This window comes from Pseudoxanthomonas sp., assembly GCF_051953815.1.
Lineage (GTDB): Bacteria > Pseudomonadota > Gammaproteobacteria > Xanthomonadales > Xanthomonadaceae > Pseudoxanthomonas_A.
The window spans coordinates 134,061-152,940 of sequence record NZ_JBQCIJ010000036.1 but is presented as its reverse complement, the minus strand read 5'-3'; the positions used below and the strand labels follow the sequence as shown (position 1 = coordinate 152,940).

General features: G+C 69.3%; 19 protein-coding genes. 10 read left to right on the top strand and 9 right to left on the bottom strand.

Features of this window, described 5'->3' with window-relative positions:
* Positions 1 to 100: 100 nt before the first annotated feature.
* Together ACTHN1_RS10040 and ACTHN1_RS10035 are read right to left on the bottom strand one after the other, a co-directional pair.
* Positions 101 to 1,642 (bottom strand): serine hydrolase domain-containing protein, encoded by a 1,542-nt coding sequence (locus ACTHN1_RS10040; protein ID WP_440470805.1) that lies wholly within the window; start codon positions 1,640 to 1,642, stop codon positions 101 to 103.
* A gap of 69 nt (positions 1,643 to 1,711) precedes the next feature.
* Positions 1,712 to 2,038 (bottom strand): hypothetical protein, encoded by a 327-nt coding sequence (locus tag ACTHN1_RS10035; protein WP_440470804.1) that lies wholly within the window; start codon positions 2,036 to 2,038, stop codon positions 1,712 to 1,714.
* Positions 2,039 to 2,145: 107 nt separating this feature from the next.
* On the opposite strand from ACTHN1_RS10035, the gene ACTHN1_RS10030 reads away from it, so the two are divergent.
* The 8 genes from ACTHN1_RS10030 to ACTHN1_RS09995 all read left to right on the top strand — a co-directional run bounded on the left by ACTHN1_RS10030 (position 2,146) and on the right by ACTHN1_RS09995 (position 9,205).
* Positions 2,146 to 2,745: an RNA polymerase sigma factor gene (locus tag ACTHN1_RS10030; protein ID WP_440470803.1), complete on the top strand. Its 600-nt coding sequence runs from the start codon at positions 2,146 to 2,148 to the stop codon at positions 2,743 to 2,745.
* Positions 2,742 to 3,212 (top strand): hypothetical protein, encoded by a 471-nt coding sequence (locus tag ACTHN1_RS10025; protein WP_440470802.1) that lies wholly within the window; start codon positions 2,742 to 2,744, stop codon positions 3,210 to 3,212. The genes ACTHN1_RS10030 and ACTHN1_RS10025 overlap by 4 nt, the downstream gene beginning before the upstream one ends.
* A gap of 215 nt (positions 3,213 to 3,427) precedes the next feature.
* Positions 3,428 to 4,102, top strand: a complete 675-nt coding sequence (locus tag ACTHN1_RS10020; RefSeq protein ID WP_440470801.1) for an ABC transporter ATP-binding protein — start codon at positions 3,428 to 3,430, stop codon at positions 4,100 to 4,102.
* Positions 4,086 to 5,078: an HlyD family secretion protein gene (locus ACTHN1_RS10015; protein ID WP_440470800.1), complete on the top strand. Its 993-nt coding sequence runs from the start codon at positions 4,086 to 4,088 to the stop codon at positions 5,076 to 5,078. The genes ACTHN1_RS10020 and ACTHN1_RS10015 overlap by 17 nt, the downstream gene beginning before the upstream one ends.
* Positions 5,075 to 6,064: an HlyD family secretion protein gene (locus ACTHN1_RS10010; RefSeq protein WP_440470799.1), complete on the top strand. Its 990-nt coding sequence runs from the start codon at positions 5,075 to 5,077 to the stop codon at positions 6,062 to 6,064. The genes ACTHN1_RS10015 and ACTHN1_RS10010 overlap by 4 nt, the downstream gene beginning before the upstream one ends.
* Positions 6,061 to 7,347, top strand: a complete 1,287-nt coding sequence (locus tag ACTHN1_RS10005) for an efflux RND transporter periplasmic adaptor subunit (protein ID WP_440470798.1) — start codon at positions 6,061 to 6,063, stop codon at positions 7,345 to 7,347. The genes ACTHN1_RS10010 and ACTHN1_RS10005 overlap by 4 nt, the downstream gene beginning before the upstream one ends.
* Positions 7,344 to 8,621: an ABC transporter permease gene (locus ACTHN1_RS10000; RefSeq protein WP_440470797.1), complete on the top strand. Its 1,278-nt coding sequence runs from the start codon at positions 7,344 to 7,346 to the stop codon at positions 8,619 to 8,621. Before ACTHN1_RS10005 ends, ACTHN1_RS10000 begins: the two co-directional genes overlap by 4 nt.
* 185 nt (positions 8,622 to 8,806) lie before the next feature.
* The gene (locus ACTHN1_RS09995; protein ID WP_440470796.1) at positions 8,807 to 9,205 is read left to right on the top strand and encodes a bleomycin resistance family protein; all 399 of its coding nucleotides are present in this window, start codon (positions 8,807 to 8,809) and stop codon (positions 9,203 to 9,205) included.
* Between the two features lie 44 nt (positions 9,206 to 9,249).
* Here the strand turns inward: ACTHN1_RS09995 and ACTHN1_RS09990 are convergent, their stop codons facing one another.
* Positions 9,250 to 9,966 (bottom strand): phytanoyl-CoA dioxygenase family protein, encoded by a 717-nt coding sequence (locus ACTHN1_RS09990; RefSeq protein WP_440470795.1) that lies wholly within the window; start codon positions 9,964 to 9,966, stop codon positions 9,250 to 9,252.
* A 292-nt stretch (positions 9,967 to 10,258) separates the two neighbouring features.
* Between ACTHN1_RS09990 and fabA the strand changes: the two genes are divergently transcribed.
* Both fabA and fabB read left to right on the top strand, forming a co-directional pair.
* Positions 10,259 to 10,774, top strand: coding sequence for a 3-hydroxyacyl-[acyl-carrier-protein] dehydratase FabA (fabA, locus tag ACTHN1_RS09985; RefSeq protein ID WP_440470794.1), 516 nt, complete (start codon positions 10,259 to 10,261; stop codon positions 10,772 to 10,774).
* A gap of 2 nt (positions 10,775 to 10,776) precedes the next feature.
* Complete coding sequence (fabB, locus tag ACTHN1_RS09980; protein WP_440470793.1) at positions 10,777 to 11,985, top strand: beta-ketoacyl-ACP synthase I; 1,209 nt, start codon at positions 10,777 to 10,779, stop codon at positions 11,983 to 11,985.
* 51 nt (positions 11,986 to 12,036) lie between these two features.
* On the opposite strand, the gene ACTHN1_RS09975 is transcribed toward fabB, so the two are convergent.
* The 6 genes from ACTHN1_RS09975 to yczE form a co-directional block, all read right to left on the bottom strand.
* Positions 12,037 to 12,828, bottom strand: a complete 792-nt coding sequence (locus tag ACTHN1_RS09975) for a MetQ/NlpA family ABC transporter substrate-binding protein (RefSeq protein ID WP_440470792.1) — start codon at positions 12,826 to 12,828, stop codon at positions 12,037 to 12,039.
* 29 nt (positions 12,829 to 12,857) lie between these two features.
* Positions 12,858 to 13,538: a methionine ABC transporter permease gene (locus ACTHN1_RS09970; protein ID WP_440470791.1), complete on the bottom strand. Its 681-nt coding sequence runs from the start codon at positions 13,536 to 13,538 to the stop codon at positions 12,858 to 12,860.
* Positions 13,535 to 14,542 (bottom strand): methionine ABC transporter ATP-binding protein, encoded by a 1,008-nt coding sequence (locus ACTHN1_RS09965; RefSeq protein WP_440470790.1) that lies wholly within the window; start codon positions 14,540 to 14,542, stop codon positions 13,535 to 13,537. The genes ACTHN1_RS09970 and ACTHN1_RS09965 overlap by 4 nt, the downstream gene beginning before the upstream one ends.
* A gap of 201 nt (positions 14,543 to 14,743) precedes the next feature.
* Positions 14,744 to 17,029: a transferrin receptor-like dimerization domain-containing protein gene (locus ACTHN1_RS09960; RefSeq protein ID WP_440470789.1), complete on the bottom strand. Its 2,286-nt coding sequence runs from the start codon at positions 17,027 to 17,029 to the stop codon at positions 14,744 to 14,746.
* Between the two features lie 284 nt (positions 17,030 to 17,313).
* Complete coding sequence (locus ACTHN1_RS09955) at positions 17,314 to 18,153, bottom strand: PhzF family phenazine biosynthesis protein (RefSeq protein ID WP_440470788.1); 840 nt, start codon at positions 18,151 to 18,153, stop codon at positions 17,314 to 17,316.
* Positions 18,153 to 18,836, bottom strand: a complete 684-nt coding sequence (gene yczE / locus ACTHN1_RS09950; RefSeq protein ID WP_440470787.1) for a membrane protein YczE — start codon at positions 18,834 to 18,836, stop codon at positions 18,153 to 18,155. The genes ACTHN1_RS09955 and yczE overlap by 1 nt, the downstream gene beginning before the upstream one ends.
* Positions 18,837 to 18,880: the final 44 nt, after the last annotated feature.

The following is an 18,880-nucleotide window of genomic DNA, read 5'->3' as shown; positions in this document are numbered from 1 at the left end:
GGCCAGGCAGGCCAGGCGCCCGCGCAAGCCACGCAAGCGGCGCGAATACGCGCTTCGCGCGCGTTGCCCCGCTGGGGGAATCGCGCACCGCCACGGCGATTCAGCGAGGCGACGCCGCTCCTTTCGAGGAAGACGACGGAGCGGCATCCGCCCGCTTGTGGAACACCATGCCGTCGAAAGCCACCGCCTCGACCCGCGCGTCCTTCACCGTGAAGGCCAGCAGTTGCCCGCTGTTGGGCACGAATTCGATGCGTACGTGATCCGGCTCTTCGGCGCCGGTCGCCACGGCGTCCAGCCGGCCCCAGCGGATGCGCAGGCCATCCGCGCCTTCCGGGATGATCACCATCTCGCCCAGCAGATCGTGCCGATAGGTGCCGACGTAGCGTTCGCGCGGTGCCGACAGATGCCAGGCGCGCGCGCGGATTTCCTCCCGTTTGGCCAGCGCGCTGCGGCGGAACGCCTGCGCCTTCGCCTGCAATTCATCGAACCGGTGCGCGGAGGCCGAGGCGATGTCCGCTTCCCCCAGCAGCAGGCCGTACACATGGTCGGCGATGAGATTGGTCAGCTGCGCACCCAGCACGTCCTCGTTGTTGAGCACGACCAGGCCGATGCGTTCCGCCGGGATGAACGACAGGTGCGCGTGGAAGCCGGCGAAACCACCGAAGTGGTGCAGCATCTGCCTGCCCTTGTACGGACCGGCGTACCACCCCCAGGCATAGCCGGTGCGCGGAAAGTCCTGGTACTTCGCGTCCAGTCCGATCCGGATCTGGTGCGAACGCAGGATCGTCGCGACCGGCAGGACGCCGCCGCGCGCGTCCGGAAACTGCGCCAGCAGGAACCGCGCGAGATCCGGCGCGGTCGAGACCAGCCCGCCCGCCGCCTGCATCGTGTCGTCGGACTTGGCGAGGTACAGCGGCACGCGCGGATCTTCCGACGCCCATGAATACGGCTTGGCCAGGGTCCAGCCGGCGGCTTCCGCCTGGCTGATCCGGGCCGACGTATGGCGCATGCCGAGCGGCTGGAAGATGGCGCGATCCAGTTGTGTCTGCCAGGGCATGCCGAACCGCTGGTCCATCCACACGCTGGCGATGTTGTAGCCCACGTTGGTGTACTTGAAGACGCCATGCGCCGCTTGCGGATCCGGCGTCGACAGCGCCACCAGCGCGCGGCGCGACGCCGCATCGTGGACGCCGCTGAACGCGGTCGCCCAGACCAGCGGCGGATTGTCCACGCCGGAGCCGTGCACCAACAGATCGCCCAGGCTCACCACGCCCGGATCGAATCCACGGAAGCGCGGCTCCGGAAACATCTCCCGCATCGACATGCCCATGTCCAGTTGGCCCGCGTCCTCCTTGAGCAAGGCGTTCAAGGCGAAGAACGGCTTGGTCGCCGAGGCGATGTAGAACACGGTGTCGCGGGTCACCGGCGTGCGCGCGGCGATGTCCGCCTCGCCGAAGTAGCCTTCGTAGATCACCCGCCCGTCCTTCACCACGGCCACCGCGGTGCCGGAAGGATGCGCGGTGGCCTGCTTGGCCTGCCGGATGAGCCGGGCCAGCGGCGCGAAATCCGGATCGGCGGTGGCGGACGCCGGCGACGGGGCGGCCGCCATCAGGACGGCGCTGGCTGCGAGCAGGATCTTCATGAGGTCTCCTCGGGAATGCAAAGCGGTTCGCGGTGCGCCCGGAGGGCGTGGCCGCGCGGCCGGGCCGGCTCAGCGGTGCCGGCGTTCCAGCAGGTAGTAGGCGATGTTGCCCAGGCCGGTCGCGCCCAGCAGCAGGGCGATGGTGCCGGGCGTGATGTGGTCGGCGCCGATCAGTTCCACCCCGGCGAAGCCCAGCGCCAGCGCCAGCATCACGCAGCCCCAGTGCAGCGAGGCCTGCCGGCGACGGGTGGTCTCGCCTTCCAGCAGCGACCGCACCAGTTCCTCGGAGCCGCGCGACTCGATGACCCGCCGGCGCGTGTACGCGTCGACCACGGTCTTGATGGAATACACGATGCCGATGATCAGGGTGATGGGGATGAGCAGTTCGAAGTTCATGGCGGGTACCGGGAGGGATGGGTTATGGATGGGGATACGGCCAGCGGTCCACCGGTTGCACTTTCGCCGGTTGCAACCGTTCGCCCCGTCGGCGTATCCCTAGGCGGATGCTCGCCACCGCCTCCACCGCCGGGACCTCCACGCACGCCGACCGCGAGCTGGTCGAGGCCGTGCTGGCCGGCCGGCGCGGCGCCTTCGAGCAGCTGGTGCGCACCTACCAGGGCCTGTGCTGGCGCATCGTGGACGATATCGTGCGGCATCCGGACGATACCCGCGAGCTGTGCCAGGAGGTGTTCCTGCGCATCCACCGCTCGCTGCACCAGTACCGCGGGGAGAGCGCGCTGAAATCGTGGGTGGCGCAGGTCGCCTGTTCGGTGGCGCTGCGGCACATCGAACGCCGGCGCCTGCCGCTGGCCGAGCCCCAGGACGACGAGGACGGCCTGGCGTTGACCGAACGCGTCGGCGACGGCTTCGATCTGGAAGCGGCGACGGCGGATCGGGATCTCCAGGCGCATCTGCACGCCGCCATCGAATCCCTGCCGCCGCTGCAGCGCCTGCTGCTCACGCTCTATCATCTGGAAGAAATGCCCATCGGCGACATCGCCCGTTCCACCGGACTGGCCGAAGGCACCATCAAGAGCCACCTGTTCCGCAGCCGCAAGCGGTTGCGCGAGATCCTGGAAGCCCGCATCGGAGTTCCCGCATGAACACACGCGACCATCACCGGTTCCCCGGCGACGCACCGCCCGGGCCGCCCCTGGATCCCGCCGAATGGGAGCAACAGGAACGCGGCCGCCGCGCGGCGACGCAATCCGGCGACGCCGGACCGGATCCGGTCACGCGCGGATACCGGCAGGTGGCGCAGGCCGTGCGCTCGCGTCCGCGCAGCGCGCCGCCGGCGGATTTCGCGGAGACGGTCGCCCGCGAGGCCGCCGCGCGCGAGGCCGGCATCGAGCGCCTGCTGTCCCGATGGCTGGCGGTCGCGCTGGTGCTGGTCCTGGGCGCGATCAGCGTGCGCTACGGCGCCTCGATGTGGGCCACGTTCCAGCACGCGCTGGGCAGCGAGGCCAGCGGCTGGATCCTGGCCGGCCTGGGCTGCGCGGGCCTGTCCTGGGTCTGCACCCGCGTCCACGCGTTCGGCGAACAGGTCCGCCACACGCATCCGGCAGCCTGACCCGCAAGCGGCGGCGCCACCGGCGCGCGACCCGCGCGCATCCGCGCGCCATCCATGACCAAAGGGACTTGATGCCCCGCGCCAGTCCGCTGAAATGTCGGACTGGGACATCATACCGAAGCGGCGCCACTGCCCGCCTCCACGGCGAAAAGGGGAACCTTTCCGCCCGGTCGGCGGTCGGTTGCGGTCCGGGGCATCGAGGGAAGGGAGCGGGAATGATTGAACTGCATGGCGTGCAGCGCCACTACGCCATGAGCGGGCAGACCGTGAAAGCGCTGGCAGGCGTGGACCTGCGTATCGACGGCGGCGAGTTCGTCGCCATCACCGGTCCGTCGGGCTCAGGCAAGTCCAGCCTGCTGAACATCCTCGGATGCCTGGACCATCCCAACGCGGGGCGCTACCTGTTCGAAGGGCGCGACGTCGCCACCTTCGACGACGAGGCCAGCAGCGATCTGCGCAACCGCCGCATCGGCTTCGTGTTCCAGAGCTTCCATCTGCTGCCGCGCCTGACCGTGCTGGAGAACGTGCTGCTGCCGCTGCGCTTCCATCGCCAGCCGCCGGCCGAAACGCGCGAGCGCGCGATGGCGCTGCTGGATCGCGTCGGCCTGGCCGAGCGCCGCGACCATCGCCCCAATGAGCTGTCCGGCGGCCAAATGCAGCGCGCCGCCATCGCCCGCGCCCTGCTGCTGCAACCGGCGCTGCTGCTCGCCGACGAGCCCACCGGCAACCTGGATTCGCGCAGTGCCGCCGACGTGCTGGCGCTGATCGACGAAGTCCATGCCGGCGGCCAGACCGTCGTGCTGGTCACCCACGACAACGACATCGCCGCGCGGGCGCCGCGCCAGATCAAGCTGCGCGACGGGAGGGTCGAACATGACGCGTTGCAATAGGCCGCTGCTGCGCGGCCTCTGCCTGGCGCCGGTCCTGCTGCTGGCCGTCTCCGCGCAGGCGGTGGTCCTGACCGGCGAGGTGCGCGCGATCGACGCGCAGCAGATCCTCACCCCGCAGTCGAACAGTTCACCGGTGGTGATCCGCTATTACGTGCCCGAGGGCGAGCGGGTGAGGAAGGGCGACGTGGTGCTGCGCATCGACCCCGGCCAGTCCGCCAGCCGCATTCCCGATCTGGAAGCGGAGATCGAACAGACCCTCGCCAAGAACGCCAAGGACGTGGCCGAACTCCAGGTCAAGGCGGTACAGGCGGAAACCGAGCTGGTCGACGCCGAGGCCGAACTGGCGACCGCGAAGCTGGACGCGCGCATCCCGCGCGAACTGATCTCCGCGCTCGACTACGACCGCTACCAGGGCGACCTGGATCGCACCACCCGCGAAGCCGCGCTCAAGCGCAAGCAGCTGGAAGCGGCGCGCGTGGCCGTGCAGCGCAGCATCGACGACGGCCAGTTGCAGGTCCGCAAGCTGGAACTGCAACGCGACTACCACACCGCGATGGTGCGGACTTCCGAGGTCAAGGCCGATCGCGACGGCGTGGTCGTGCACGGCTTCAACAACAACTGGATCGGCGGTCGCATCGACGAGGGCTCTTCGACGATGCCCGGCAGCAAGGCCGGCGAAGTGGTCAGCAGTGGCCGGATGAACGTGCGCGCCTGGGCGCTGGAACCGGATCGGCGCGGCCTGAAAGTGGGCCAGCCGGTGGACCTGAGCTTCGATGCCGTGCCCGGCAAGCGCGTGCCCGGCCGCATCGAATTCATTTCCGGCGCGCCCGAGCGCAGGCCCGAATGGGGCGAGGGCCGCTACTTCACCGTCGACATCACCCTGGATTCGAACACGCTCACGCTGATGCCCGGCATGAGCGTGCGCGTGATCGCCAAGCCACCGGCATCCGCTTCGACCGCGGGAGCCGCCCGATGAACAACACCTCACGCACGCGCCTGCGCGCCTCCATGCTCGGCCTGGCCCTGGCCGCCGCGCTGCCCGCCGCGCAGGCCGCCACCCTGCGCGTGGACGGCGAGGTCTATGCCCAGCGCAGTTCCCAGTTGATGCCGCCCTCGGTGGATCGCATGTGGCAGTTCAACATCACCCAGCTGGCGCCCGATGGCAGCGCGGTGAAGAAAGGCGACGTCGTGGTGGCCTTCGACACCAGCGATCTGGTGCGCCAGCTGAGCGAAAAACAGAGCCTGTTGCAGGAAAAGCAGCGCACGCTGGAAAACCTCACCCTGGATCTGGCCGAGCGCGAGCGCAGCCAGCGCCTGACCACCGCCGAGGCGGACGCCAAGCGCGACAAGGCGCGGCGCAAGACCGAGCAGCCCCGCGAGCTGATTGCCGCGCTGGAGTACGACAAGCTGGTCGAGGAGCGCCGCCGCACCGAACGCCTCGCCGAACTGGCGCAGATCGCCGAACGCGCGGCCGCCGAGCAGCGCAGGCAGGAGCTGCGCCTGATCCAATCGGAACTGCGGCAGGCCCAGGCCGACGTGACCCGCCTGCAGGCCTCGATCGCCGCGCTCAATCTGCCGGCCCCGCGCGATGGCGTGATCATGCACAAGAGCAGCTGGAACGGAGAGAAGTTCGACGTCGGTTCGCAGGTCTGGCGCGGCCAGACCGTGGCCGAGATTCCCGATCCCGGCACCCTGGCCGTGCGCGCGCAGCTGCCGGAGCGCGATCTGCAACGGGTGAAGGTGGGCGTGCCGGCGCGGATCGTGATCGAGGGCGGCGGCGGCAACGTCCATCGCGGCCAGGTCGCCAGCATCGGCCGCGCGGTGCGCAGCAAGTCGCAGGTGCAGCCGGTGCCCATTCTCGACCTGGAAATCCGCCTGGATGACGCCAAGGCGAAACTCCGCCCCGGCCAGGCGGTGCGGGTGGAGTTGACCGTGCCCGACATCGCCGGAGGTGGCAAATGAGACGTCTTCGGCAAGCCGGCCTGGTGCTGGCCCTGGCCTGCGCGCTGGCCGCCTGCGGCAAGTCCGAGGCGCCCGTCGCCACCGAAACCGTCGCCACCGGCGCGCTGCGCATCGCCGTGCGCGGCGAAGGCGAGCTGCGTTCGGCCAAACCGACTCCGCTGATGGTGCCGGGCCAGAACTGGACCGCGCGCCAGGTGGAATGGATGCTGCCGGAAGGTTCGCTGGTGAAGAAAGGCGATCTGCTGGCGCGTTTCATCTCGCCCGACGGCGAGCAGCAACTGGCGCAGGCGATGATCGACCTGCAGCGCAACGCGCTGGCGCGCGTCGCCAAGGAAGGCGATCTGGCCTCCGCGCTGGGCCGGGTGGAGGTGGATCTGTCGCAGGTCGCCGTGCAGTTGGGCATCGCCCAGCGCTACGCCGAAGCGGATCTGAGCACCGTCGCTCGCAACCAGGTGCTGGACGCCATCGAGGACAAGGAATACCTGCAGGTCCGCCAGGGCACCCTGCAATGGCAGCGCGATCAATCCGGCGTGCGCGGCGACGCCGAACTGGCGGTGCTGGACGCGCAGCGCGCGACCTTCGACATCAACGCCAAGACCCGCAAGGCCGATCTGGACGCGCTGGAACTGCGCGCGCCCAACGACGGCGTGCTGATGCTGTCGGCCAACTGGTCCGGCGACAAGCCCATGGTGGGCGCCAACCTGCGCGCCGGCTTCGAGTTCGGCAACCTGCCCGATACCGGCGCGATGGAAGTGGAGATCGACCTGCCGCAGATCGAAGCGCAGGGCGTGCAGGTCGGCGACGCGGTGGTGCTGCATCCGCTCGGCCGTCCGGACCAGCGCATCGACAGCAAGCTGTCGTGGCTCGCCAGCGCGGCCAAGGTGCGCAATCGCGAGAGCCCGGTGAAGTACCTGTCCATGCGCGCGCCGGTGCCCACTGCGGCGGTGGAACGCCATCGCCTGCTGCCGGGCCAGCGCTTCGAGGCCACCGTGGTGCTGCTGGACGCGAAGGACGCGATGGCGGTGCCCAACGTCGCCATCGAACAGCGCGATGGCCGCCACTGGGTGCGGCTGCGCCAGGGCGGCGACTACGTCGCCCGCGAAGTGAAGCTGGGCGTGCGCGGCACCGCGCGTTCGCAGGTGCTGTCCGGCCTGAAACCGGGCGACGAGGTGCGACTGTCGCAGGTCGAGGTGCCCGCGCCCGGCGACGACGCGAAGGAAACCGGCAAGGACACCACGCCCGCCACTGAAGGCGATGGCGACAAGCGGGAAAAGAAAGCATGAGTGGCGCCGCATCCCCGGGACCGTTGAAGGGCCTGTTCAACCGCCTGCCCACCGTCTGGCGCGAAGCCGTGGAGGAGCTATGGCGGCGGCGGTTGCGCACGCTGCTGACCCTGCTCGGCATGATCTTCGGCGTCGGCGCGATCGTGGCGATGCAGGCGGTGGGCGAAGGCAGCCGGCGCGAAGCCCTGCGCCTGGTGGAGGGCTTGGGCCTGCACAACCTGATCGCCGAGGCCCGCCAGCAGGACGAGGACACGCTCAAGGAAACCCGCGAGCGCAGCCTCGGCCTGACCGTCGCCGATGCGGAAGCCGCGCGCGGCGTGGTGCCCGGCGCGGAACGGCACGCCGCCGAGAAGGCCATCCGCACGCACACCGTGTTCAGCGATGCCGGGCGCAGCGACGCGCAGGCCAGCGGCGTCAGCGCCAGCTGGTTCGACCTGTCGTCGTTGCGGGTGAGCCGGGGCCGCGCGTTCGGCGCCGAGGACGAGGCGATGCTGTCGGCCGTCGCGGTGCTCGGCCACCAGGCCGCCGCGGATCTGTTTCCGAAGGGCGACGCGGTGGGCGGGCTGATCAAGGTCAACCATGTGTGGCTGGAAGTGATCGGCGTGCTCGCCGATCGCGATCTGGGCCAGGACAGTTTCGAGGGTGTGCAGCTCGGTTCGGAAAGCAACCGCATCTATGTGCCGCTGGCGAGCGCGCGCGCGCGTTTCCGCTTCCAGCCGCAGGAAGACGAAGTGGATAGGTTTCTGCTGCGCCTGGACGATCCCAACCGGCTGGCCGCTGGCGCCGGCGTGCTGGCGGCGGTGCTGGATCAACGCCACGCCGGCATGGCGGACTACCAACTGGTCGTCCCGCAGCAGCTGTTCCAGCAGCACCAGCAGACCCAGCGCATCTTCCAGGTGGTGATGGGCGCCATCGCCGGGGTCAGCCTGCTGGTGGGCGGCATCGGCATCATGAACATCATGCTGGCCAACGTGCTGGAGCGGCGCCGCGAGATCGGCCTGCTGCGCGCGCTCGGCGCCCGCCGCCGCGACGTGATCGCGCAGTTCCTGCGCGAGGCCACGGTCATCTGCATCGCCGGCGCGGTGCTGGGCCTGGTGTTCGGCGGCGTGCTGGCCTACCTGATCGCGATGTTCGCCGGCTGGCAGGTCGCCTGGGCGCCGCTGCCGATCCTGCTCTCGGCCGGTTTCTGCGCGCTGGTCGGCATGGCCTTCGGCGTGTATCCCGCGCGGCAGGCGGCGCAGCTGGATCCGATCGCGGCGCTGCGGCACGATTGAAGCCAAACCGCTCCTTTGGTCAAGGCGCGATCACCTGCGGGGGATGGAGGATTGATCCGCCCTTCGGCGATTGAAGCGTCTGCGCCGGGCGAAAAGCAAATCCCCCTCGGTCCCCCTTTTTACAAAGGGGGAGGCAAAAGGCATGCTTTTCTCGGATCCCGAATCCCTAGTCCCTATTCCCCGCCATGCACGCCAAACACATCACGCCCATCCTCAATGTCTCCGACATGGAAAAGAGCTTCGCCTGGTTCAAGGCGCTGGGCTGGGAAAAATGCTGGGACTGGGGCAGCCCGCCGACCTTCGGCGCGGTCGGCTCCGGCGAGTGCGAGATCTTCATGTGCCTGGACGGACAAGGTCACCGGCAGACGCCCGGTGAGCCGCAGGTCGAAACCGGCGGCGTGTGGATGTCGATCTGGGTCGACGACGTGGACAGCATCCACCGGACCTGCCTGGCCAACGGCGTCGAAGTCACCTGGCCACCCACCGACGAACCCTGGGGCGTGCGCGAGATGCATGTCCGTCATCCCGACGGACACGTGTTCCGGATCAGCCAGTCGAGCGAGGACGGAGTTCTCGCGGGCTGAGGGTCATCACCACTGGAACAAAAGTCGGCGGTATCCGTTCAATCTCAAGCGCCAAACCGCCATCGCAATCCATGCGGAAGCCCGCGCGGGCCGAACACGAAGTGCAGCACGCGGCGCTGGCTGTCGCCGGTGGCGCGGGAAGAGGCATGCAGCAGCAGCGGACGCATCGCCATGACCGAACCACGCGCCGCCACGCACGCCACCTCGCCCTGTTCGGCCCGGCAGCGCGATGCGGCCTCCGGATCAAGGCGGCCCAGTCGATGCGAACCCGGCACCACGCGAAGCGGACCATCGTCCTCGCCGCAGTCATCCAGGTGCAGGCGGAGGGCGACGAGTTGTTCGAGCAGCGCCACCGGCGGCTGCACGTGCAGCACGCCCGCCTTCTCCGACCAGCCGGAAAGCGCCGGATCCTCGCTGCGCGCGGCGACCGGAATACCGAGGTCCTGATGCAGGGCGACCAGCCAGTTGGTCGCCACCGATTTCTCGAACCAGAGACACTGCACGGCCACGTGATCCGACGGAATCAGTTCCGCCACGCGCGGATGCCGGCGGATCGCGGCGGCGATCTCCACGCACCAGTCCGCTTCCAGCAGATGCCGGCCGCCCGGATCGCCGGACGACGGCACGCGCCGGGCGATCGCCTCGCATTCCTCCGCCGCCAGCACGTCCGCGATCACCGCGAAACCCGACTGCTGGAACCGCCGTGAGGCCTCGGCCGGGGCGACGGATGCGGCAGGGAGAGGTTCGGACAGTGCGCTCATCCGGTTCGGTTTTCCTGTGGTCGTGACAGACGCCCAAGACCCTGACGCCGCCGCGCAAGTTCAACGCCGATGCGCTGGCATCGAACCCGCGTCGCGCAATTCGCGCACCGTACGCCGCCGCACGCGAAGCGTCCGCGCTTTGCGTCGCGCCATCGCTTCCGGGCGGAAATCCAAGCGCCGCCTCGTTCTTCGTCGGCCTACGCAGCCGTATGGAAAACGCCGCCTGATCCGGGTCAATACAGCTGTATGCACAATTGTGCATTATTCTGATTCCTGACCTGTCGGATTGCTCATGAAATCCCCCGCTTCCTTTACCCGGGACCAGCTGCTGGCCAGCGCCCGCGGCGAACTGTTCGGCCCGGACGCCGGCCGTCTCCCCAACGACCCGATGCTGATGTTCGACCGCATCACCGAGATCCGCGAGGACGGTGGCACGCACGGCAAGGGCATGGTGCGGGCGGAACTGGATATCCATCCGGACCTGTGGTTCTTCCAGTGCCATTTCCTCGGCGATCCGGTGATGCCCGGCTGCCTGGGGCTGGACGCGCTGTGGCAGTTGACCGGTTTCTATCTCACCTGGATCGGCGCGCCCGGTCGCGGTCGCGCGCTCGGCACCGGCGAAGTGAAGTTCACCGGCCAGGTGCTGCCCACCGCCAAGCGGGTGACCTATGAAGTCGACATCAGCCGCGTGATCAACCGCAAGCTGGTGCTCGCGGTGGCCGACGGCCGCATGCTGGTCGATGGCCGCGAGATCTACACCGCGCGCGATCTGCGCGTGGGCCTGTTCACTTCCACGGAGAGCTTCTGAGCATGCGCCGCGTCGTCATCACCGGCCTGGGCATCACGTCCTGCCTGGGCAACGATCCCGGCACCGTTTCCGCCGCGCTGCGCGAAGGCCGCTCCGGCATCCGTCATCTGCCGCAGTACGCCGAACTCGGCTTCCGCAGCCAGGTCGGCGGCGCGCCGGAACTGGATCTGGAAGCCCTGATCGATCGCAAGCAGAAGCGCTTCATGGGCGACGCCGCCGCCTACGCCTATCTGGCGATGCGCGACGCGATCGCCGACGCCGGCCTGGACGAGAGCCTGGTCAGCCAGCCGCGCACCGGCCTCATCGCCGGCTCCGGCGGCGGCTCGGCCGAATGGCAGATCGAGGCGGCCGACCTGCTGCGCCAGCGCGGCATCCGCAAGGTTGGCCCGTACATGGTGCCGCGCACGATGTGCTCGACCGTGTCGGCCACGCTGGCCACCGCGTACAAGATCAAGGGCGTGAGCTATTCGCTGTCCGCCGCGTGCGCGACCTCCGCGCATTGCATCGGCGCGGCGGCGGATCTGATCCGCGCCGGCCGCCAGGACATCGTGTTCGCCGGTGGCGGCGAGGAACTGCACTGGGCGCTGACCATGATGTTCGATGCGATGGGCGCGTTGTCCAGCCAGCGCAACGAGGATCCGACCCGCGCCTCGCGACCATATGACGCGGATCGCGACGGTTTCGTCATCGCCGGCGGCGGCGGCATGCTGGTGCTGGAGGACTACGACCACGCGGTGAAGCGTGGCGCGCGCATCCATGCCGAACTGCTCGGCTACGGCGTGACCTCCGACGGCGCCGACATGGTCGCGCCTTCCGGCGAAGGCGCGGTGCGCTGCATGCAGATGGCGATGGAAGGCGTGGACAGGCCCATCGACTACCTCAACACCCACGGCACTTCGACACCGCTGGGCGACATGGTCGAACTGGAAGCCGTGCGCAGCGCGTTCGGCGAGGCGATGCCGCCGCTGTCCTCGACCAAGGCCCTGTCCGGCCACTCGCTCGGCGCGGCCAGCGTGCACGAGGCGATCTACTGCCTGCTGATGATGCGCGACGGCTTCATCGCCGGCTCGGCGAACATCGATGCGCCGGATCCGCGCGCCGAAGGCTTCCCGATCGTGCGCGAAAGCCGCGACGCGAAGCTGGATACGGTCATGTCCAACAGCTTCGGCTTCGGCGGCACCAACGCCACGCTGGTGTTCGGTCGGGTGTGATCATCGACGGGCGGCGGCATGGCCGCCGCCCGTTCATTGAAAGATGCGGGCTCAGAACGCCGGCAGCACCGCGCCCTGGTACTTCTTCTCGATGAATGCGCGCACGGTGGGGCTGGTCAGCGCGGCTTCCAGCTTCTTCACCCGCGGGTCGTCGCGCAGTTCCGGACGGCCGACCAGGAAGTTGACGTACGGCGACTTCGCGTCCTCGATGGCGAGGGCGTCGCGGGTCGGCTGCAGGCCTGCGTCCAGCGCGTAGTTGGTGTTGATCAGCGCCAGATCCACCTGATCCAGCACGCGCGGGAGCATGGCGGCGTCCAGTTCGCGGAACTTGAGCTGCTTCGGATTGGCGACGATGTCGCGCAGGGTCGCCATCTGATTGTCCGGATCCTTGAGCTGGATGACTCCGGCGCGGTGCAGCAGGATCAGCGCGCGGCTGTTGTTGCTCGGATCGTTGGGAATGACCACGTCGGCGCCGGCCGGCAGCGCGTCCAGCGACGTGTAGCGCCGCGAGTACGCGCCGAACGGCTCGATGTGCACGCCGATGTAGGTCTCCAGCCGGGTGCCGCGATCCCGGTTGTAGGCCTTCAGATAGGGCTCGGTCTGGAAGTAGTTCACGTCGATCAGGCCCTGCACCACCTGATCGTTGGGCTGCACGTAGTCGTTGAACACGCGCACCTCCAGCGTCACGCCTTGCTTGGCCAGCAACGGCTTGACCACGTCGAGGATTTCCGCGTGCGGCACCGCGGTGGCCGCGATGGTGAGGGTGTCATCGGATTTCGCCGCCGGCTTGCAGCCCACCAGGGCCAGCAGCAGCAACGACAGCGGTAACAGCAGCTTCTTCATGGGGAAATCCCGGGGAGAGGAAAGGAGGATCAACGGCGGTTGAAGTGGCGGACCAGCGCGTCGCCGAGCCATTGCAGCAACTGGACGATGATCAGCAGCAGCGCCACGGTGACCACCGCGACCGAGGTCTGCGAGCGCAGGTAACCGTCGCGGTACGCCAGATCGCCCAGGCCGCCGGAGCCGATCGCGCCGCCCATCGCGGTGAATCCGATCAGCGCCACCGCCGTCACGGTCGCGCCGGCCAGCAGTCCCGGCATCGCTTCCGGCAGCAGCACCCGGCGGACCAGTTGCCCGGTGGTGGCGCCCATCGCCTCGCTCGCCTCGATCACGCCCGGATGCACCTCGCGCAGCGCGGTCTCGACCAGGCGCGCGTAGAACGGCACCGCGCCCACCACCAGCGGCAGGATCGCGCCGCGCACGCCCAGCGAGGTGCCCATCAGGCGCAGCGTCACCGGGATCAGCACGATCATCAGGATGATGAAGGGCGCCGAACGGACCAGGTTGACCAGCAACGCCAGCACGCCATGCAGCCAGCGGTTTTCCAGTCGCTGGCGGGTGTCGCTGAGGAACAGCAGCACGCCGAGCGGCAGGCCCAGCAGCAGGGTCAACGGCAGCGCGCCGGCCAGCATCAGCAGGGTGTCGCCGCTGGCCACCAGCACTTCGCTCCACTTTGCCGGATCCAGGCCCAGCACGGTCGCGGTCGTGATCATGCGCGCAGCACCTCGACATGCACGCCGGCCTGCTCCAGGCGGGCGCCGGCGGCGGTGGCATCGCCTTCGGTCAGGGCGATGGTGAGTTGCCCATAGGGCGTATCGCGGATGCGACCGATGCGGCCGCCCAGGATGGTGTAGTCCACGCCGGTCTGGCGCGCGACCTGGCCGAGCAGCGGCCGGTAGGTGTCGCCGCCGAGGAAGGTCAGGCGCAGGATGCGACCGGGCACCGCCTCCAGCGCGCGACGCTGCTCGTCCTCGTCCAGGTGTTCGGCGTCGACCACGAACTGCCGCGTGGTCGGATGGACCGGATGCAGGAACACCTGGGTCACCGGTCCGCTCTCCACCAGTTGTCCGGCGTCCAGCACCGCCACGCGATGGCAGATGCTGCGCACCACTTCCATCTCATGGGTGATCAGCACGATGGTCAGGCCGAGCTCGCGGTTCAGATCCGCCAGCAGGCGCAGGATCGATTGGGTCGTCTGCGGATCCAGCGCGCTGGTGGCCTCGTCGCACAACAGCAGGCGCGGCTGGGTCGCCAGCGCGCGGGCGATGCCCACCCGCTGCTTCTGGCCGCCGGACAACTGCGCCGGATAGCGGTCCGCGAGCGCCTGCAGACCGACGCGTTCCAGCAGCTGTGCCACCCGTTGATCGATTTCCGCGCGCTTCATGCCGGCCAGTCGCAGCGGGAACGCGACGTTGTCCGCCACCGTCTGCGACGACAGCAGGTTGAAGTGCTGGAAGATCATGCCGATGCGCCGGCGCGCGGCGCGCAGTTGCGGCTCGGGCAGGGCCGCGATGTCCTGTCCCTCCACCAGCACCTGCCCCTGCGAGGGCCGCTCCAGCCCGTTGATCAATCGCAGCAGGGTCGACTTTCCCGCGCCGGACTGGCCGATGATGCCGAAGATTTCGCCTTGCCGGATCTCCAGATCGAGCGGCCGCAGCGCCACGGTCTCGCCCGTGGCGGTGACATAGGACTTGCCGATGTGCTTGAACTGGATCATGGAGCCGTGGGCCGGGCGGGAGAGCGATCAGCCGCCCGCGGAAGTGGGGGAGCGCATGGCGCCCGCAGGGATGGGCCGGTGCGCGGCAGGGAGCGCCAAGATAGCCTGTCCCCGCCGGCTGTCAAATGCGGCGCCGACGGTTTCCGGCGCCATCGGAACCGGGCGCCCGCGCCCCGCGCGCATGGCTTTCCGGCACCGGCCTCAGTGCGCCAGTTCCGCCTCGAGTTCCTCCAGCCCCGCGCGATACGCGTCCAGCGCCGCCGCCGTCTTGTCGACGTAGCGCGCCAGATCCTCCCAGCGGCCATCCTCCAGCGCCTCGCGGATGCCCGGCAGGGTCTTCACTTCATAGCCCGTCGCCAGGCCCGGCGCGTAGATGAGGTTGCGGTACCACTGCCGTCCCGGCAGCCCTTCCGGCGTGAGCAGGGTTTGATCCAGCCGCTGGATGGCTGCGTTGACGCGGGCCTGGCGCTGGGCCGGCAAGGTCGTTCCCTGATCGGCGATGCGTTGATCCAGCCGCTTCGCGCTTGCGAGCAATTGCGCGATGGCCTTGTCCAGTTTGCCGAAGTCCAGTGGCGGCACGGCCGGCGCGGGGGCCGGCGCGGCCAGCGGGCGATTGGGATTGCGGGTGGCCGCGTACGCGCCGGCGTCGGCCAGGCGCTTCTCCGCCGCCGCCGCCGTGCGCTGCGCATCGGCCTGCTGCTTCAGCTGCCGCGCGAAGCCGTCGATGGCGGTGGCCAGGTCCTCGAAACGCTGCGGCAGGATCGGCGCGTTGGCCGTGCGCAGCACCGCGCGCCCGGCGGTCTTGGCCAGCAGCGGCAGATACTGGAACTGCGGATCGATGAAACGGGCGAAGTAGTCGTAGGAGTCGTACAGCGAGTGGTAGACGCCACCGCCGCCGCCGTGCCCGCCGTAGCCCAGATCCAGGGTCGGCAGGCCCAGGTGCTGGAGGAACGGACTGTAGTCGCTGCCCGAGCCCAATGCCTTCAACGGCAGATCCTGGCCACGCTCGGCGCGCTGCGCCGCTTCCTTCACCGCCGGCTTGGCATCGCCGGCCAGCGCGTCCAGTTGCGCCTTCGCCTGCCAGCGTTGCCGCACGCTCACGCCACTGTCGGGATCCCGCACCTGCGCGGCGATCTGGTTGACCAGCGCCTGCAGTCCATGCGAACCGCCCGCTTCCAGGAAGCCGCGACCGTTGCCGTCGGTGTTGACGTACAGCACCGCCTTGGCGCGCAGCTCGTCGGCATGCTGCTCCACCCATTCGGTGGATCCCAGCAGGCCGGCCTCCTCGCCATCCCAGCTTGCGTAAACCAGCGTGCGTTTGGGCCGTTCGCCCTGGCTCGCCAGCGCGCCGATGGCCTGGGCCTCGGCCAGCAACGCGGCCGTGCCCGACAGCGGATCCGCCGCGCCCATCACCCAGGCGTCGCGATGGTTGCCGCGCACCACCCACTGGTCCGGATACTCGCTGCCCGGCAATGTGGCGATGACGTTGTACAGCGTGCGCGTCTGCGCCTCGTTGTCCACTTTCAGGCGCAGCCGGACCTTGCCGTCGCCACCGACGCGATAGGTCAGCGGCAGCGCGCCGCGCCACGATTCCGGCGCGACCGGTCCGCCGAGCGCGGCCAGCAGCGGCCGCGCATCGCCCCAGCTGATCGGCACGGTGGGAATGCGCAGGACACTGGCCGCCTCGTCGGGCGACAGGCGCGGCGTGCCCGCGATGGACGGGGTTCCCGGTGTCAGCGGATCGCCCGGATAGCGCGCGAAGTTCAGCACCGAACCGCGCTGCACGCTCCATTCGCTGCGCGCCGGACCGTCGGGATAGGCCACGTCCTGGAAGTAGCCGTCGTCGCGCGGATCGGAGTAGATCAGCGTGCCGACCGCACCGTGTTCCTGCGCCAGGCGCGGCTTCAGCCCGCGCCAGCCCTTGCCGTAGCGGGCGATGACGATCTTGCCCTTCACGTCCACGCCCTGCTGCGCCAGCAACCGGTAGTCCTCGGCCAGGCCGTAGTTGACGTAGACCAGGTCCGCGGTGACTTCGCCGCTGCCGGCGTAGATCACGTAGGGCGGCAATACGTCCTGCGTCTGCGTCGAGGTGGCATCGGCCGGCAGCGCGGGTTCGCTCAGGCGCGCGCGCCAGGCGGTCGGCGCCAGCAGTTCCAGTTCCACCGAACGCGGCGCGGGCCAGTACACTTGGTACTCCTCGATCCGCGCCTGCCAGCCGTAGCTCTGGAACCTGCGCAGGATGTCCTGCGCGTTGGCGAGGTTGTGCGGCGCGCCCACCTGGTTGGGCGCGGCGGACCATTGCCGCAGCCAACCGCGATAGTCGGCCTGCTCGACCTGCCGGTCGAAGCGCTGCTCCACTGCGATCTGCGCCGCGCTGGCGGTCGCGTCGTAGCCAATCAATCGTGGCGCGGGGTCGGCCGCGCTGGCCGCTGGTGGGAGAGACAGCGCAGCGGCCAGCACGGCCCATGGAAACGGAATTCTCGACATGCGTTACCCGGCAAAAGAAGGAAAATCGTGCCGGGATCCGCGGGTGACGCGCCGTGAAGCCGTGCCAGCGCCGCCACGGTCAGGAAGGAACGCTGGCCTGCGTCGCCCCGACGCATCGCAAGCGCGGATGCAGCGTGGATTCCCCAGGCAGGACGCTCACCATAACGGCAAGCGGCGTCATCCGGTGATGGCCGGGACGCATGTGCTTATGCCGTATTTCCACTTGCCATGGACGCGAAACGTCCTTGCGACGGTTCGCGGTTCAACCGGGGCGGGAGACGCGCCTACACGCTTTCGATCTTCACCGCGCGACCTCTGACGCGCACGCCTTCACGGAGATCCGCGGGCACCGCCACCTCGATCCGGCTCGGACGGCCGAGATCGTCCCCCTGCCGGACGAGCAAACGCCGCTGCGCCGGCAACGCATCGCGGCTGTCCAGATAGGCACCCAGGGCCGCCGCCGCCGCGCCCGTCGCCGGGTCTTCGACCACGCCGCCCGGCGGGAAGGGATTGCGGGCGTGGAAGGTCTGCCCGTCCTCGCGCCAGATCAGGTTCACCGTGGTCCAGCCGCACCGCGCCATCAGATCGGCGAGCGCATCGAAGTCGTAATCCAATCGTGCCAGGCGATCCCGCGTGGCCGTCGCGATGACCGGATGCCAGGCGCCGGCATAGGCGACCGCCGGGGGCAGCGCGGGATTGAGGTCATCGCGCCGCCAGCGCAACGCCGCCAGCAGCCGATCGAGATCGTCGTCCGCCAGCGCCGCCACGCGCGGCTCGACGCTGGTCAGGGTGGCCCTCGATTGCCCATCGACGTCCACCCGCACCCGCCCGGCGCGCGTGTGCAACACCTTCTCGCCCGCACCGTACGTGACCGCGTGCGCCACGCTCGCGGCGATGGTGGCGTGCCCGCAGAATGGCACCTCCGTCAACGGACTGAAGTAGCGCGCGTCGAACGTGCCATCCTCGCGCGGCGACAGGAAGGCGGTTTCCGAGTAACCCACGTCGGCGGCGATCCGCTGCATGTCGGCGTCGGACAGGCTCCGCGCATCCAGTACCACGCCGGCGGGATTGCCACCGGCCGGATCGGTGGTGAAGGCGCTGTAGCGCAGCACGTTCGCGTCCATCAGGCTTCCTCCGGCACGGCCGCGCGTGGCGCCGGTTCGTCCAGCCGCACCACCAGGTAGCGCAGGAAGAACTGGGTCAGCGGCCCGACGCCCAGGGCGAAGATCACCGTGCCCACGCCGGCGACGCCACCCAGCAGTACGCCGGCGATGAGCACGGTGACTTCGATGATCGTGCGCACCTTGCGGATCGACCAACCGGTACGGCGCGACAATCCGGTCATCAGCCCGTCGCGCGGTCCCGGTCCCAGTTGCGCGCCCACGTACAACGCGGTGGCGAAGGCGCAGGTCACCACGCCGCCCAGCATGTAAGCGATGCGCAGCCACAGGCTTTCCGGCACCCCGAGCATCGCCAGGCTGATGTCAGCGAACGGCCCCAACAGCAGGCTGTTGGCGACGGTGCCCAGGCCCGGCATCTGCCGCAGCGGAATCCAGCCCAGCAACACCACCACGGCGGTGATGATCATCACCACGCCGAACGACACCGGCAGGTGCAGCGACAGACCCAGGTGGAACACGTCCCACGGCGAGGCGCCGATGGCGCCTTTCACCATCAGGGCGATGGCCAGGCCGTACAGCCACAGGCCGACCAGGAGACGGAACAGCCGCTCGGGCAGACGCCCGGCCTTGAGCTGCGCGAGGGGGCCCAGGTTGGACAGGCCGGAAGAGGGGGAGAGAGTCGCCATGGAGCCACTTTGCGGTCAATTGGCCCTTTTCCATAGAGCCAATC